The following is a 15,548-nucleotide window of genomic DNA, read 5'->3' as shown; positions in this document are numbered from 1 at the left end:
TGCTGGTGGCGCTCGGCAATGATGGTGTGAAGACGGTCGAGGACTTCGCCGGCTATGCAGCCGACGATCTCGTCGGCTGGAAGGAACGCAAGGACGGAGAGACCAAGTTCTTCCCAGGCGTGCTGGCCGACTACGGCGTGTCGCGCACCGATGCAGAACAGATGGTCGTTGCTGCCCGACGTATGGTTGGCTGGATCGCCGAGGACGAAGTGTCCGAGGAAGAGCCAGTCGACGTCGCCGGTGAGTGACGTGAGACCGGCCGGAGAACCCCTTGGACGAGATGAACGATCGCACCTGCATCGTCACGCGCAAAAGCGCCGAACCGGATAATCTGATCCGTTTCGTCGTCGGCCCGGATTCGACCGTTTTTCCGGACCTCAAGAGAAATCTGCCCGGCCGCGGTTGCTGGGTGACGGCTGACCGCCTACATATCGACAAGGCTGAGGCCAAGGGAATGTTCGCCCGCGCCTTCAAGGCGCAGGTCGTCGTGCCGCCCGAGTTGGGCGCCATGGTCGACAAACTGCTCGCCAAATCGGCGCTTGGCGCGCTCGGGCTCGCCCGAAAGGCCGGCCTGGTGGCGCTAGGTGCCGCCAAGGTCGACTCCACGGTCCGCGCCGGCAAGGCGCTTCTAGTACTCCATGCTTATGAGGGCGCCGAAGATGGCGTCCGCAAGATCACCCAGGCCCGCAAGGCCACAGTGCATATCGGCGGGCCTGCAACGCCTGCCTACAAACTTTTTTCGGAAGCCGAATTGGGTTTGGCATTGGGGGCAACAAATGTGATACATGCTGCCGTCCTCGCGGGAGAAGCGGGCAAGGCGGTCGCAAAGCGCATGGTTGCGCTTGACCGATATCGGGGCGGATCCCCGGATGATCTGGCAATGATTGCGGCAATTGCCTACGACGATGATGCCGCAGAGGATATGGAATGAGCGACACTAAATCGGGCGATGACAACACGTTGAGCGTCACTCCGAAGAAGACCTTGACGCTGAAGCGCCCGGGATCGGAGCAGGGAACCGTACGCCAGAACTTCTCGCACGGCCGCACAAAGGCGGTCGTCGTTGAGACGAAGAAGCGTAAATTCTCCATGCCCGGCGATAAGCACGAGCCCGCACCGACTGCAGCCGCCGTGTTCGCACCCAAGCCGCAGCCCGTAGCGCCCGTGGTGGCAGCACCGGTCGCGGCAGTGGCAGCGCCGGTTGTCCCAGCGCCAGCGCCAGCGCCGGTTGTCCCAGCGCCAGCACCGGTCGTGGCGGCACCTTCGCCTAAGCCAGCGCCGGCGCCGGTCGCGGCACCTCGTGCGCCCGCCCCGGCCCCTATCGTACGCGAAACACCAAGGCCTACGCGTCAGCCCGAGCGGTCGGGCATGGTGCTGAACTCGTTGTCGCGCAGCGAGATGGAGGCGCGTCGTCGCGCACTTGAAGGCTCTGTCGTACGTGAACAGGAAGACCGCCTGCGCGCTGTCGAGGACGCACGTCGCCGCCTCGAGGAAGAAGAGCGCCGCCGCAAGGAGCGTGAGGATTCGGCTCGTCGCCAGGCTGAAGAAGAAGCCCGTCTCAAGACCGAGGCAGAATCGCGCCGTCGTGCCGAGGACGAAGCTCGCCGCCGTGCGCCTGCCGCAGCACTCGAGGCCAATGTGCCCGACGAGGTGGAAGCCAAGCCGAAGGGCCGCGTAGGCCCAGGCGCTGCTACCGCAACGCCGATCCGCCGCATTGCGACCCCTGAAGTTGCCCGTCCGGCCAAGGCCAAGACCGAAGAAGATCGCCGTCGTGGCAAGCTCACGCTCAACACGGCGCTGTCTTCCGTGGATGGCGACGCGCGTTCGCGTTCGCTGTCGGCGATGCGTCGCCGACAGGAGAAGTTCAAGCGTGCGATGCACAACGAGCCGCGCGAAAAGATCATTCGCGAGGTTATCCTTCCAGAGACCATCACCATCCAGGAACTCGCTCAGCGTATGTCCGAGCGTGCCGTCGATGTCGTGAAGTTCTTCATGAAGCAGGGCCAGATGATGAAGCCGGGCGACGTCATCGACGCCGATACGGCTGAATTGATTGCTGCCGAATTTGGCCACACGGTTCGCCGCGTTGCCGAGTCCGACATCGAAGAGGGCCTGTTCGACATCGCCGATCACAGCGAAACGCTGGTTACGCGTCCGCCTGTCGTCACCATCATGGGTCACGTCGATCACGGCAAGACCTCTCTGCTTGACGCTATCCGCAACGCCAATGTGCAGTCGGGCGAAGCCGGTGGCATCACCCAGCACATCGGCGCCTACCAGGTCGAGAAGAACGGTCAGAAGATCACCTTCATCGACACCCCCGGCCACGCCGCCTTCACGGCGATGCGTGCTCGTGGTGCCCAGGCGACCGATATCGCGATCCTGGTGGTCGCAGCCGACGACAGCGTCATGCCGCAGACGATCGAGTCGATCAGCCATGCCAAGGCTGCCGGCGTGCCGATCATTGTCGCGATCAACAAGATCGACAAGCCGTCGGCGGATGCCCAGAAGGTCCGTACCGAGCTGCTGCGCCACGAAGTCTTCGTGGAATCGATGGGCGGTGAAGTTCTCGACGTCGAGGTTTCGGCGAAGAACGGCACCAATCTCGACAAGCTGCTCGAAGCGATCCTTCTGCAGGCCGAAGTTCTCGACCTGAAGGCAAACCCCGACCGTACGGCCGAGGGTGTCGTCATCGAAGCCAAGCTCGACAAGGGCCGTGGCCCGGTTGCGACCGTCCTGGTCCAGACAGGTACGCTGATGCCGGGGGACATTCTCGTCGCCGGCGACCAGTGGGGCCGTGTCCGTGCTCTGGTCGACGACCGTGGCAACCGTCTTGAAGAAGCTCCGCCGTCGATGCCGGTCGAGATTCTCGGCCTCCAGGGCACACCTCAGGCTGGCGACCGCTTTGCGGTGGTCAACAACGAAGCCCGTGCCCGCGAGATCACCGAGTACCGTCAGCGTCTGGCGCGCGATAAGGCTGTCGCAAGGCATGCGACCCAGCGCGGCTCGCTCGAGCAGATGATGTCGCAGTTGCAGTCGTCCGGCCTCAAGGAGTTCCCGCTCATCATCAAGGGTGACGTGCAGGGTTCGGTCGAAGCGATCATCACCGCGCTCGACAAGCTCGGCACCGACGAGGTTCGTGCCCGCATCGTCCATTCGGGCGCTGGTGGCATCACCGAAAGCGACGTCACGCTGGCCGAAACCTCGGGTGCGGCGATCATTGGCTTCAACGTCCGCGCCAATACGCAGGCGCGCCACGCAGCTGAACAGTCCGGGATCGAAATCCGCTACTACAACATCATCTACAACCTCGTGGATGACGTTAAGTCGGCGATGTCGGGCCTGCTGTCGCCGGAACGTCGCGAAACCTTCATCGGCAACGCCGAGATCCTCGAAGTCTTCAACATCACGAAGACGGGCAAGGTCGCGGGCTGCCGTGTCACCGAAGGCAAGGTCGAACGTGGCGCAGGCGTCCGCCTGATCCGCGACAACGTTGTCATCCACGAAGGCACGCTCAAGACGCTCAAGCGCTTCAAGGACGAAGTCTCTGAAGTACCGGTCGGCCAGGAATGCGGTATGGCCTTCCAGAACTACGAAGACATGCGCGCTGGCGATGTCATCGAGTGCTTCCGCGTGGAGATGGTGACCCGGACGCTCTAAGCGCCTGGCGTTTGTCTCATCGTTTGGACGGTGGCCGGTCGGCGGCCGTCCGTTTTCGTGCAGCAGGAAGCGCGGTTCCATTCCGCCCCCTGCGACATATGGATTTTCAGGACCATGTCGCGTTTTTCGAGTTCAGGCCCAACCCAGCGTCAGCTTCGCGTCGGCGAGCAGGTGCGTCACGCCCTTTCCGAGACGCTCCAGCGCGGAGAGATCACTGATCCGGTGGTCGAAACGGCGGTGATTTCGATCACCGAAGTGCGCATGTCGCCCGACCTAAAGATCGCCACCGCCTTTGTGTCGCCGCTCGGCGCCAAAGACCCCGATGCTGTCATCGAGGCGCTCAACAAATATGCCAAATTCATCCGTGGCCGTGTTTCCTTTGCCTTGCGGCAGATGAAGTACATGCCGGAATTCCGTTTCCGGCTGGACACGAGTTACGACAATTTCGCCAAGATCAATGATCTGCTGCGTTCACCCGAAGTGGTGCGCGATCTTGGCGACGAAGAAGACAAGGAAGACTGACATGTCGCGTCGCGGCAAGAAGAAAGGCCGGCCAGTCTCCGGCTGGCTGGTGCTGGACAAACCTGTGGGCATGGGCTCGACCGAGGCCGTCTCCAAGATCAAGTGGCTGTTCAATGCCGAAAAGGCCGGTCACGCTGGAACGCTCGATCCGCTGGCGTCCGGCATGCTGCCGATCGCGCTGGGCGAGGCCACCAAGACCGTGCCTTACGTTATGGACGGTGCCAAGGTTTATCGCTTCACCGTATCCTGGGGCGATGAGCGTTCGACCGACGACCTCGAAGGCCCTGTGACGAAGACCTCGGACAAGCGTCCGTCCGAGGAAGAGATTCGCGCTGTCATGCCGAAATACACCGGTGTGATCATGCAGACGCCGCCGCAGTTCTCGGCGATCAAGATCGCCGGCGAGCGCGCCTATGATCTGGCCCGCGAGGGTGCGACCGTCGATATCCCGCCGCGCGAGGTCGAAATCGGCCGCCTTGAGATCATCGAAAGCAGTGCTGACCGCACAGTCTTCGAGATCGAATGCGGCAAGGGCACCTATGTCCGGTCGCTGGCCCGTGACATGGGCCGCGATCTCGGTTGCTTTGGCCATATCTCGGAGCTTCGCCGCACCGAAGTCGATCCGTTCACTGCCGAGGACTTCGTCACCATCGCTGAACTCGAAGCCGCTCGCACCGCCGGTCAGCCGGATGGCGAAGAGGGCAAGTGGGATTTCACGGCGATCGACGAATTCGTGGTCGACACCTCGGCAGCACTCGACTGCTTGCCGCAGGTTGCGGTGACCGACGAGGCAGCCAACAAGATCAGGCTTGGCAACCCCGTCATCGTGCGCGGCCGCGATGCGCCGGTGGAGGCCGAGGAGGCCTGCGCCACCGCGCGCGGCAAGCTCGTCGCCATCGGCGCCATCGAGCAGGGCATGTTCAAGCCCAAGCGGGTATTCACCGCTTGAGGCTTGTAGCCAGGTCCCGTTTCCGCTTGGATCGACGTCGATGAGGGAGCGGGCAAAGGCGATGGCGGCGACTGAAACCACCGGCGAACGCGCCAGGCGACATCGCAGGCGCTCGCCTGTGGGCGCGTCGCCCGGCACTTTGATCGCCGATCCGGCGGCGCATCGGTCCGCACTCAATTTGACGCTGATCTCGCCCGAAACCTGCGAGTTCGTCGACAACGCCAGCCTCGACGATGTCGTTGCTGCTTGCGACAACTGGCCCTTGGTTTGGCTCGACTGCGTCGGGCTCGCCAATGTCGAGCAGATCGAGCAGATCGGCCGGATTTTCGCGCTCCATACGCTGGCACTTGAAGATGTGGTCAATACCGGCCAGCGGCCCAAGGCCGACTTCTTCGACGATCACGCCTTCTTCGTGCTCCGCATGATCGATGACGCGAAAACCAGCCGCTACGAACAGATCTCCTTCTTTTTTGGCGAGAATTTCGTCGTTACCTTCCAAGAGCGGGAAGGCGATCCATTCGAGCCGGTGCGCCAGCGCATCCGCACGTCCAATCCCAGCCGCCTGCGTCACCGCAAGGCTGACTATCTCGCCTATGCGCTGATCGATGCCGTGGTCGACAGCTATTTCCCGATCGTCGATGCCACCGGTGACACTCTAGACAAGATCGAAGACGAGCTGTTGGCCTCGCCGCAGAAGCACCAGATCGGCCAATTGCATGGCCTGCGTCGGCAGACCAATCTGATCAAGCGCACCTTGTGGCCGCTGCGCGATGCGCTGACCACGCTCATCCGTTCCGATGCGCCGTTTATCTTGGCTGAAACCAAGATCTATTTCAACGACACGCTCGACCATTCGATCCGGCTGGTCGAAACGGTGGAATCGCAGCGTGAAACGATGATCGGCCTGATCGAGATGCATCTGTCGCTGTCGCAGTCGCGCACCAACGAGATCATCGGCGTCCTGACCATCGTGTCGGCGATCTTCATCCCGCTGACCTTTCTTGCCGGCATCTGGGGCATGAACTTCGACCCTTCGGCCTCGCCATGGAACATGCCGGAGTTGCTGTCTTACTATGGCTATCCGGCGGCGCTAGGCTTCATGGCCTTCGTGGGGATCACGCTTGTGATCATTTTCAAGCGGCGAGGGTGGCTCTAAACCGCGGCCCGGAGCCGGCTTGCGAATTGGACTGGCTTTTGTCGCCAAATTCCACTATATGCGCCGCAACATCGCGCTTTTGAGTGCCTTGTTCATCGGCCCCAGCTGGACGACATCCCGGCCGAGGGCGTCCCGTTTCCTCCTAATCGAAAGGAAAACACGATGTCGATTACTGCCGAGCGCAAGTCGGAATTGATGACTGAATTCGCAACCGCCAAGGGCGACACCGGTTCGCCGGAAGTCCAGGTTGCCATCCTCTCCGAGCGCATCAAGAACCTGACCGAGCACTTCAAGGACCACAAGAAGGACAACCACTCCCGTCGTGGCCTTCTGGCGCTCGTTTCGCTGCGTCGTAGCCTGCTTGACTACCTCAAGCGCAAGGACGAGGGACGCTATCAGACGCTGATCGAGAAGCTCGGTCTGCGCCGCTGATGAATTGACCGGCGGGCTCTCCTTTGCGAGAGCCCGCCGTTCGCACATTTCGGGCCATCCTTTTTGATGGTCCATCGGCCCGATCCTGCCACAGGGGCACGGTCGCGCCGAAAAAGGGTCCGGAGCGCCACAGGGAAGCGCCCGAACCAACCCATGGACGGTCATGGGGCAGGATTACAGGACGTTCGGTCAGCCGCATTTGCGGGCCTATTCCCAACCGAACTTCTTGTTGTCTTGCCCGTGGCTGGCCAAACCGAAGCCCAGGCGCGTGCGGAAGACCAGATGGTTTTCCGGAATTGCGCGCCGAACAAGCCAGGGAATTGGCGCGCCGGAATGCGGCGTTGGTCATTCCCGCCACGAAGGACAGAACATGTTCAATCACCACAAAGTTGAAATCGAGTGGGCCGGTCGCCCGCTCATCCTCGAGACCGGCAAGATCGCCCGCCAGGCTGACGCTGCCGTGCTCGCCACCTATGGCGAAACCGTCGTTCTCGCGACCGTCGTTTCGGCCAAGGAGCCGAAGCCGGGTTTCGATTTCTTTCCGCTGACCGTCAACTACCAGGAAAAGACCTACGCAGCCGGCAAGATCCCAGGCGGCTATTTCAAGCGTGAAGGCCGTCCGAGCGAGAAGGAGACGCTGGTCTCCCGCCTCATCGACCGTCCGATCCGCCCGCTGTTTGCAGCCGGCTACAAGAACGACACCCAGATCGTCATCACGGTTGTCCAGCACGACCTCGAAAACGATCCGGACATCCTGTCGATCGTTGCCACCTCGGCTGCCCTGACGCTCTCGGGCGTGCCTTTCATGGGCCCGATCGGCGGCGCGCGCGTCGGCTACATCAACGGCGAATACGTGCTCAACCCGCACATCGACGAGATGCAGGAATCCAAGCTCGATCTCGTCGTCGCCGGCACCGATGCCGCTGTGCTGATGGTCGAGTCGGAAGCCAAGGAACTGGCTGAAGACATCATGCTCGGCGCCGTCATGTTCGGTCACCGCGGCTTCCAGCCGGTCATCGACGCCATCATCAAGCTGGCTGAAGTGGCTGCCAAGGACCCGCGCGATTTCACCGCGCCGGACAATTCCGATCTCGAAGCCGAGATGCTGAAGATCGTCGAAGGCGAGCTGCGCGACGCCTACAAGATCACCGACAAGCAGGCCCGTTACACCGCCGTCGACGCGGTCAAGTCCAAGGTCAAGGCAGCCTTCGCTGCTGAAGGCGAAGAAGCTCCGAAGTGGTCGGCTGACAAGGTCGCCACCGTGTTCAAGGAACTCCAGGCCAAGATCGTGCGCTGGAACATCCTCGATACCGGTTCGMGCATCGATGGTCGTGACCTCTCGACCGTTCGCCAGATCGTCTCCGAAGTCGGCGTCCTGCCGCGCACCCACGGTTCGTCGCTGTTCACCCGCGGCGAGACCCAGGCGCTGGTCGTTGCCACGCTCGGCACCGGCGAAGACGAGCAGTATGTCGACGCGCTGACCGGCATGTACAAGGAGAAGTTCCTCCTTCACTACAACTTCCCGCCCTACTCGGTTGGTGAGACCGGCCGCATGGGTTCGCCCGGCCGCCGCGAAATCGGCCATGGCAAGCTCGCCTGGCGCGCTGTGCGCCCGATGCTGCCAGCTGCCGAGCAGTTCCCCTACACGCTGCGCGTCGTCTCGGAGATCACCGAGTCCAACGGCTCGTCGTCGATGGCCACCGTCTGCGGCACCTCGCTGGCGCTGATGGATGCGGGCGTTCCGCTGCAGAAGCCGGTTGCCGGCATCGCCATGGGTCTGATCAAGGAAGGCGAGCGCTTCGCTGTCCTCTCCGACATCCTGGGCGACGAGGATCACCTCGGCGACATGGACTTCAAGGTTGCCGGCACGACCAACGGCATCACCGCGCTGCAGATGGACATCAAGATCGACGGTATCACCGAAGAGATCATGAACATCGCGCTCGGCCAGGCCAAGGACGGCCGCCTGCACATCCTCGGCGAAATGGCCAAGGCTCTGTCGGAAGGTCGCCAGGAACTCGGCGAGTTCGCTCCGCGCATCGAGGTCATGCACATCCCGACCGACAAGATCCGTGAAGTCATCGGCTCGGGTGGCAAGGTCATCCGCGAGATCGTCGAAAAGACCGGCGCCAAGATCAACATCGAAGACGATGGCACGGTCAAGATCGCTTCTTCCAACGCCAAGGAAATCGAGGCGGCCAAAAAGTGGATCCACACCATCGTGGCTGAGCCGGAAGTCGGCGAGATCTACGAAGGCACGGTCGTCAAGACCGCTGACTTCGGCGCATTCGTCAACTTCTTCGGACCGCGCGACGGCCTCGTTCACATCTCGCAGCTTGCCAACGACCGCGTTGCCAAGACCTCGGATGTGGTCAAGGAAGGCGACAAGGTCTGGGTCAAGCTGATGGGCTTCGACGAGCGCGGCAAGGTCCGCCTGTCGATGAAGGTCGTTGACCAGGAAACGGGCAAGGAACTTGCTCGCGAAAAGAAGGCCGAAGGCGAAGAAACCGCCGCCTGATAGCAGCGCTTTTTGATATGAAGCGGGCGCGCCGTAAGGTCGCGCCCGTTTTCGTTTGTTGGCCTTCGGGCAGAACACTGTTTGCGGAATAGGCGTTCCTTCGCACCCCCCTCTGGCCGGCAGGTCAGAGGGGGGTGGGAAGAAATGCGATGAATAAGGATTGGCTATGGCCCGCGATGCACTGAAGACGCTGTTTTATCCTTTCGAGGCAGAGGCGCTGCCGATGCCGGAGCAGAGCGCGCGTGCCCTGTTCATCGGTGCCGAGCCGGGCTTCAGGAAGCCGCAGGGCTTCGATGCGAAGCTTTCCCTGGTCCAGGGTTTTCGGCCCCACGTGATTGCCCTGGCGGCGGCGGGCAACGATGTTGCGTCGCGCGCCGAGGAGGATGGCTACGACATCGCCCTGGTGCTTGCCGGCCGCCATCGCGGCCTCAACGAACTGCGTGTCGCTGAAGCGATCGAACGCGTGACGTCGGGCGGCCTGGTCGTGGTCGCCGGTGGCAAGGACGATGGCATCGCCAGCCTGCGCAAGCGGCTCGCAACCTTGCTTGAGATCGAGGACTATCTCCCGAAATTTCACGGCACCGCATTGTGGTTCCGCCGCACCGCGCAGGCCGAGGCTGCGGCGGCAACGTTGCGCGCCGACAACCCCGAGCCGTTGGTCGAAGGCCGCTTCCTTACCGCGCCGGGCATGTTTTCGTTCGAGCGCGTTGACGCCGGCTCGCGCCTGTTGGTCGACAATCTGCCCAACGACATCAAGGGCAAGGTCGCCGATTTCTGCGCCGGCTGGGGTTATGTCGCGGCTGAAGTGGTGGCCCGAGCGAAGGGTCTCACGGCACTCGATCTGTTCGAGGCCGACTTCGATGCGCTTGAAGCGGCAAAGGCAAATGTGCCCAAAGCTCCGGTCACGCCCGGCTTCCACTGGCAAGATCTCACCAAGGAGCCGGTCGAGCGCCGCTACGACGTGGTGGTGATGAACCCGCCCTTCCACCAGGATCGCGATGCCGATCCGGAGATCGGCCAGCGCATGATCCGGGCTGCTGCTGCGGCTCTCAAGTCGGGTGGCCGGCTGTTCATGGTGGCCAACCGCCATCTGCCCTACCAGCCGGTGCTGGCACAAGCCTTCACATCGGTTCAGGAAATCGCCGTCGACAGCGCCTTCAGGGTTTATTCGGCCAAACGGTGACGTCGGCGGTCAATGGACGCTCGCGGTGCGCTCGGTGGCCTTGGCGACTGCCAGGTCGCCGATGTTGAGTGGTGCCGGGCGCCCGTAGAAGTAGCCTTGTACTTCCTGACAGCCGGTAGCCCTGAGCAGGGCCGCCTGGTTTTCCGTCTCCACGCCCTCGGCGATCGTGCGCACGCCGAGCGCTCGCGACAGGCCGACGATTGTCGAGATCACCGCCCCTGAATTGCTGTCGGTTTCCATGCGGCTGACAAATGAGCGGTCGATCTTGAGCTTGTGGAACGAAAAGTCGATCAGATAGGCGAGGTTCGAGTAGCCGGTGCCGAAATCGTCGACCGCGACCGAAATGCCCATCGCCGTCAGCTGCTTCAGGATCAGGGCCGCGCGGTCGCGGTCCTGCATCATCGCCGATTCGGTCAGTTCCAGTTCAAGCCGTTTGGGCTCGATGCCTGTTTCCTTCATGATCCGCGCAACGATGCCGACGAAGTCGCGGGTCATGAACTGTACCGGCGAAATGTTGACCGCAACGAAGCAGTCCTCGGGCAGCAGGCGCGCATCGGTGCAAGCCTTGCGAAGCACCCATTCGCCGATCGGCGCAATCATGCCGGTCTCTTCGGCGACCGAGATGAACTCGATCGGCGGGATCATGCCGCGCTCGGGATGCTGCCAGCGGATCAGCGCCTCGTAGCCGACGACGCGGCCGGACGACAGGTCGAGCTGCGGCTGGTAGTGCAGGTCGAAATCGCCACGCTCGAAGGCGACATGCAGTTCCGATTCGACCCATTGGCGATGGTCCGCAACCTTGCCCATTTCGGGCTGGAAGACGGCCCAGTCGCCGATGCCGCTGGCCCGTGCGTTCTGCAGCGCGAGGTTCGAGCGGCGCAGCAGCACAACCGGGTCGTAGCCATCCTTGGGCATGGCGACCACGCCGACCGAGACGTTGACCGACTGGAGATGCGATGGCAGCGGGTAGGGCCGCATCAGATCGTGGATCAGGCGTTCGATCAAGGCTTCCAGCGAACCGCCAAGCGCCTGGTCTGGGTGGAGAATGGCGAATTCGCCAGCGCCGATGCGGCCAAGGACCACGTCGCGTGGCAGTGCCGCCTTGAGCCTTGCCGTGAAGGCGCGGATCAGGGCGTCTCCATTGCTGTAGCCGATGGCGTCGTTGATCTGTTTGAAACGGTCGATATCGATGTCGATGAGGAACATCGGCTTGCCGGTACGTGCGGTTGCCGAGGCTGCTTCGGCGATCTTGCCGACCATTGCCGTGCGCGCCAGAAGCCCTGTCAGCTTGTCGAAGTGGGTTTCGTTGAAGACATAGTCGGCCGACTCGTCGACACCGGCGAAGAATGAGGCTGCGGCGATCGATGCCGCCAGCGCGCACAGTGCGGCGATAATCGCACCGACAGTGTCGCTCGACATCCCACCGATTTCGTTGCCAAGGGCGAGTCTCAGGCCCCATGTACCCAGAACGAAACTTCCCATGCCCGAAGCGGCGATGGTGATAATCCGAAACAACGGGCTTCGGCTGGGATTCCTGACGGCAGGCATGCGTGACTTTCCTAACTTGCGCGTCGTTTCTACCGATTCGCTCGTTAAGATCGCTTGCGGCGATTGTCTACAATTTTAGCGCCGGGCGGACTTTTTAGTCGCGCCCGCCATCCATTTGCTTGAGCTCGTCGAGCGTCGGCATCGAGACGATGTGATAGCCCGAATCGACATAGTGGATTTCGCCGGTGACGCCCGACGACAGGTCGGACAAAAGATACAGCGCCGAACCACCGACCTCTTCGAGGGTCACGGTACGGCGCAGCGGCGAGTTGCGCTGCTGGTAGGAGAACATGTGGCGCGCATCGGCGATGCCAGCGCCCGCAAGCGTGCGCACCGGTCCGGCCGAAATGCCGTTGATGCGGATGCCGCGCGGGCCGTAGTCGTTGGCGAGATAACGCACACTTGCCTCGAGGCCGGCCTTGGCCACGCCCATGACGTTGTAATTCGGCATGACGCGTACCGAGCCTGCATAGGTCAGCGTGATCATCGATCCGCCTTCGTTCATCAGGGCTGCCGCGTGCTTGGCAACCTCGGTGAAGGAGAAGCACGAGATTACCATGGTGCGAACGAAGTTTTCGCGCGTGGTGTCGGCGTAGAGGCCCTTGAGCTCGTTCTTGTCGGAGAAGCCGATGGCGTGCACCAGGAAGTCGATGCCGCCCCAGTTTTCCTTCAACGTCTCGAAGGTCGCGGCGACCGATGCGCTGTCTTCGACATCGCAAGGGATAACAAGCGATGCGCCGATCTTCTCGGCCAGCGGCTTGACGCGGCGCCCGAAGGCTTCGCCCTGATAGGTGAAGGCGAGTTCGGCGCCGTGCTCGGCAAGCTTGCTAGCGATACCCCAGGCAATGGAGTGGTCATTCGCGACGCCCATGACGAGCCCGCGCTTGTCCTTCATCAATCCGTCCATGTCGGTGTCCTATGCGGAATGGCGCTGGAATACGAGCGTGGCGTTGGTGCCGCCGAAGCCGAAGGAGTTGGACAACACGGTATCGATCTTGGCGTTGTCGATGCGCTTGCGCACGATCGGCATGCCTTCGAATTCCGGGTCGAGCTCTTCGATATGCGCACTCTCGCCGATGAAGCCGCCCTGCATCATCAGGATCGAGTAGATCGATTCCTGCACGCCTGCGGCACCTAGCGAATGGCCGGTCAGCGACTTGGTCGAGGTGATGTTCGGCATCTTGTCGCCGAATACGCCGCGGATGGCGCCCATTTCCTTCGAGTCGCCCACTGGCGTCGAGGTGCCGTGGGTGTTGATGTAGTCGACCGGTCCCTTCACCGTCGACAGCGCCTGACGCATGCAGCGCATGGCGCCTTCGCCCGACGGTGCGACCATGTCGTAGCCGTCGGAAGTGGCGCCATAGCCAACCAATTCGCAGTAGATCTTGGCGCCGCGCGCCTTGGCGTGCTCCAGCTCTTCGAGCACCAGCACACCCGCGCCGCCGGCAATGACGAAGCCGTCGCGGTTGAGGTCATAGGCGCGCGAGGCGACCGATGCGCGGTCGTTGTATTTGGACGACATGGCGCCCATGGCGTCGAACAGGTTCGACATGGTCCAGTCGAGATCTTCGTGGCCGCCGGCGAACATGATGTCCTGCTTGCCCCACTGGATCATCTCCGCCGCATTGCCGATGCAATGCGCCGAGGTCGAGCAGGCCGAGGAGATCGAATAGTTGACGCCGTGGATCTTGAACCAGGTGGCGAGCGTTGCCGACGCGGTCGACGACATCGCTTTCGGCACAGCGAATGGCCCGATGCGCTTGGGGCTGTTGTTCTTCAGCGTGATTTCCGACGCTTCCACGATCGTGCGTGTCGAAGGACCGCCCGACCCCATGATGATGCCGGTGCGCTCATTGCCCGAGATGTCTGTTTCTTCGAGCCCGCTGTCGGCGATGGCCTGCTTCATCGCGACATGGTTCCACATGCCGCCCTGGGACAGGAAACGCGCGGCGCGACGGTCGACCAGTTCGGTCATGTCGAGGTTCGGCGAACCCCAGACCTGGCACTTGAAGCCGTGCTCGGCGAAATCGTTGGAGAAGCTGATGCCGGACTTGGCGTCATGCAGCGAGGCTTGCACTTCAGAAGCGTTGTTGCCGATGGACGACACGATTCCAAGGCCAGATACGACGACCCGTCTCATTCAGTATTCCTTTCAGAATATCCGGCGACCCTTAGGCCGCGGCTTCCTGCTTCGAGAGCCCGACCTTGAGGTCGATGGCCTTGTAGATAGGTTCGCCGTCCGCCTTCAACCAGCCATCGGCGATGCCCAGGACCAGGCGGCCGCGCATGACGCGCTTGAAGTCGATGCCATATTCGACCTTCTTGGTCGAAGGCGTGACCATGCCCTTGAACTTCACCTCGCCGGTGGAGAGCGCCATGCCTTTGCCCGACTCGCCAAGCCAGCCGAGGAAAAAGCCGGTCAGCTGCCACATCGCGTCGAGGCCGAGGCAGCCCGGCATGATCGGATTGCCGATGAAATGGCAAGGGAAGAACCACAGGTCCGGCTTGATGTCGAATTCGGCGCGCACGAAGCCCTTGCCGAATTCGCCGCCAGTCTCGCTGATCTCGGTGATGCGATCGAACATCAGCATCGGCGGAGCGGGCAACTGGGCATTGCCGGGCCCGAACAGCTCGCCGCGGGCGCATGCCAGCAATTCTTCGTAGCCGTAGCTGGATTTCTGATCGGCCATGAACACCTTCCCCGTCAACGTTTCGGGCGGAGCCACGCCCTTCTTGTGTGCTCTCACTAGCACAGACTGTTTGCTGCCGGAAACCGGCGTTTGCGATTAACGTGCACATCCTCCTGGGTCAATGCGCGCTATTGATCGCATTTGAGCTACAGAATATATGTCAGGCAAGGCTTGCCGGCTGCCTATCCAGTTTTCGGCGTGTTTGGCAGGCTTGAATTGGGGCGAAGGCGAACTTCGACGAGGCAACGAGTGGATTCCCGCAAGGCAAGCATTGCTGTGGAAACGCGTGTCCGCGATGCGGGGCTCAGGCCCACGCGGCAGCGTATTGCGTTGGCTGAACTCCTGTTCGCCAAGGGCGATCGGCATCTATCGGCAGAAGAGCTGCACGAGGAAGCCTTGTCGGCCGGCGTGCCGGTATCGCTGGCAACCGTCTACAACGCGCTGCACCAGTTCACCGGTTCGGGGCTTTTGCGCATCCTGGCGGTCGAAGGCTCGAAGACCTACTTCGACACCAACACTTCGGACCACCACCACTTCTTCGTTGAAGGCGAAAACCGGGTGTTCGACATCGAATCGGGCCCCGTCACGGTCACCAATCTGCCGGAACCCCCGGAAGGCATGGAAATCGCCAATGTCGATATCGTGGTGAGGCTCAGGCCCAAGCGCCCGGCTTAAATGCCTGCGCGAACCCGGCCTTGTCGGCCGGGTCGACCCATCAGTTCTCGATGCTTTCGCCTGGATAGGCACCCCAGACCTGCGACTGGTTGAGCCAGCCGCTTGTGCCGGCAAAGGTCATCTCGCACCATTGACCGTTGCACTGCTTGATGGAGCCGACGACGCCCGGGTCGATGATGGCGACTGCGCGCGCACCCTGTTCGGGCCTTGCGAGC

14 protein-coding genes and 1 pseudogene are annotated in these 15,548 nt (G+C 62.2%); 10 read left to right on the top strand and 5 right to left on the bottom strand.

Annotated features, from left to right (window positions below; all coding sequences use genetic code 11):
* The 9 genes and pseudogenes from AC1DWF_RS23080 to AC1DWF_RS23040 form a co-directional block, all read left to right on the top strand.
* Window positions 1–248, top strand: a pseudogene (locus tag AC1DWF_RS23080) (transcription termination factor NusA); the annotation flags it as partial.
* Window positions 249–280: 32 nt separating this feature from the next.
* Window positions 281–931, top strand: coding sequence for an RNA-binding protein (locus AC1DWF_RS23075; RefSeq protein ID WP_476781593.1), 651 nt, complete (start codon window positions 281–283; stop codon window positions 929–931).
* Entirely contained in the window at window positions 928–3,660 is a 2,733-nt protein-coding gene (gene infB / locus AC1DWF_RS23070) for a translation initiation factor IF-2 (RefSeq protein WP_476781584.1), read from the top strand. The genes AC1DWF_RS23075 and infB overlap by 4 nt, the downstream gene beginning before the upstream one ends.
* Before the next feature lie 114 nt (window positions 3,661–3,774).
* Entirely contained in the window at window positions 3,775–4,182 is a 408-nt protein-coding gene (rbfA, locus tag AC1DWF_RS23065) for a 30S ribosome-binding factor RbfA (protein ID WP_476781583.1), read from the top strand.
* Window position 4,183: 1 nt separating this feature from the next.
* Entirely contained in the window at window positions 4,184–5,131 is a 948-nt protein-coding gene (gene truB, locus AC1DWF_RS23060; protein WP_476781582.1) for a tRNA pseudouridine(55) synthase TruB, read from the top strand.
* Window positions 5,132–5,192: 61 nt separating this feature from the next.
* The gene (gene corA / locus AC1DWF_RS23055; RefSeq protein ID WP_476781592.1) at window positions 5,193–6,287 is read left to right on the top strand and encodes a magnesium/cobalt transporter CorA; all 1,095 of its coding nucleotides are present in this window, start codon (window positions 5,193–5,195) and stop codon (window positions 6,285–6,287) included.
* Window positions 6,288–6,449: 162 nt separating this feature from the next.
* Window positions 6,450–6,719 (top strand): 30S ribosomal protein S15, encoded by a 270-nt coding sequence (gene rpsO, locus AC1DWF_RS23050; RefSeq protein ID WP_476781581.1) that lies wholly within the window; start codon window positions 6,450–6,452, stop codon window positions 6,717–6,719.
* A 370-nt stretch (window positions 6,720–7,089) separates the two neighbouring features.
* Complete coding sequence (gene pnp / locus AC1DWF_RS23045) at window positions 7,090–9,237, top strand: polyribonucleotide nucleotidyltransferase (RefSeq protein ID WP_476842091.1); 2,148 nt, start codon at window positions 7,090–7,092, stop codon at window positions 9,235–9,237.
* Window positions 9,238–9,403: 166 nt separating this feature from the next.
* Window positions 9,404–10,420, top strand: a complete 1,017-nt coding sequence (locus AC1DWF_RS23040) for a class I SAM-dependent methyltransferase (RefSeq protein ID WP_476788916.1) — start codon at window positions 9,404–9,406, stop codon at window positions 10,418–10,420.
* A gap of 9 nt (window positions 10,421–10,429) precedes the next feature.
* Here AC1DWF_RS23040 and AC1DWF_RS23035 read toward each other — a convergent pair whose 3' ends face one another.
* The 4 genes from AC1DWF_RS23035 to fabA all read right to left on the bottom strand — a co-directional run bounded on the left by AC1DWF_RS23035 (window position 10,430) and on the right by fabA (window position 14,658).
* Complete coding sequence (locus AC1DWF_RS23035; RefSeq protein ID WP_476781578.1) at window positions 10,430–11,968, bottom strand: putative bifunctional diguanylate cyclase/phosphodiesterase; 1,539 nt, start codon at window positions 11,966–11,968, stop codon at window positions 10,430–10,432.
* A gap of 94 nt (window positions 11,969–12,062) precedes the next feature.
* A complete protein-coding gene (fabI, locus tag AC1DWF_RS23030) occupies window positions 12,063–12,875 on the bottom strand; it encodes an enoyl-ACP reductase FabI (RefSeq protein ID WP_476781577.1) in 813 nt (270 codons plus the stop codon).
* A 9-nt stretch (window positions 12,876–12,884) separates the two neighbouring features.
* The gene (gene fabB, locus AC1DWF_RS23025; RefSeq protein ID WP_476781576.1) at window positions 12,885–14,108 is read right to left on the bottom strand and encodes a beta-ketoacyl-ACP synthase I; all 1,224 of its coding nucleotides are present in this window, start codon (window positions 14,106–14,108) and stop codon (window positions 12,885–12,887) included.
* 31 nt (window positions 14,109–14,139) lie between these two features.
* The gene (gene fabA / locus AC1DWF_RS23020) at window positions 14,140–14,658 is read right to left on the bottom strand and encodes a 3-hydroxyacyl-[acyl-carrier-protein] dehydratase FabA (protein WP_476788915.1); all 519 of its coding nucleotides are present in this window, start codon (window positions 14,656–14,658) and stop codon (window positions 14,140–14,142) included.
* Between the two features lie 276 nt (window positions 14,659–14,934).
* On the opposite strand from fabA, the gene irrA reads away from it, so the two are divergent.
* Window positions 14,935–15,333: an iron response transcriptional regulator IrrA gene (gene irrA / locus AC1DWF_RS23015; RefSeq protein WP_476842090.1), complete on the top strand. Its 399-nt coding sequence runs from the start codon at window positions 14,935–14,937 to the stop codon at window positions 15,331–15,333.
* 40 nt (window positions 15,334–15,373) lie between these two features.
* On the opposite strand, the gene AC1DWF_RS23010 is transcribed toward irrA, so the two are convergent.
* A partial coding sequence (locus tag AC1DWF_RS23010) for an SH3 domain-containing protein (RefSeq protein ID WP_476842092.1) occupies window positions 15,374–15,548 on the bottom strand: 175 nt, incomplete at its 5' end.

This window comes from Aminobacter sp. P4_D5 (assembly GCF_056401815.1).
The sequence above is the reverse complement of the archived record's forward strand: the minus strand, read 5'-3'. Positions and strand labels throughout refer to the sequence as shown.

Bases quoted from the DNA above. Each gene is read 5' to 3' on its own strand.
- AC1DWF_RS23075 (WP_476781593.1), top strand. From the start codon at position 281: ATGAACGATCGCACCTGCATCGTCACGCGCAAAAGCGCCGAACCGGAT.
- infB (WP_476781584.1), top strand. From the start codon at position 928: ATGAGCGACACTAAATCGGGCGATGACAACACGTTGAGCGTCACTCCG.
- rbfA (WP_476781583.1), top strand. From the start codon at position 3,775: ATGTCGCGTTTTTCGAGTTCAGGCCCAACCCAGCGTCAGCTTCGCGTC.
- truB (WP_476781582.1), top strand. From the start codon at position 4,184: ATGTCGCGTCGCGGCAAGAAGAAAGGCCGGCCAGTCTCCGGCTGGCTG.
- corA (WP_476781592.1), top strand. From the start codon at position 5,193: ATGGCGGCGACTGAAACCACCGGCGAACGCGCCAGGCGACATCGCAGG.
- rpsO (WP_476781581.1), top strand. From the start codon at position 6,450: ATGTCGATTACTGCCGAGCGCAAGTCGGAATTGATGACTGAATTCGCA.
- AC1DWF_RS23040 (WP_476788916.1), top strand. From the start codon at position 9,404: ATGGCCCGCGATGCACTGAAGACGCTGTTTTATCCTTTCGAGGCAGAG.
- AC1DWF_RS23035 (WP_476781578.1), bottom strand. From the start codon at position 11,968: ATGCCTGCCGTCAGGAATCCCAGCCGAAGCCCGTTGTTTCGGATTATC.
- fabI (WP_476781577.1), bottom strand. From the start codon at position 12,875: ATGGACGGATTGATGAAGGACAAGCGCGGGCTCGTCATGGGCGTCGCG.
- fabB (WP_476781576.1), bottom strand. From the start codon at position 14,108: ATGAGACGGGTCGTCGTATCTGGCCTTGGAATCGTGTCGTCCATCGGC.
- fabA (WP_476788915.1), bottom strand. From the start codon at position 14,658: ATGGCCGATCAGAAATCCAGCTACGGCTACGAAGAATTGCTGGCATGC.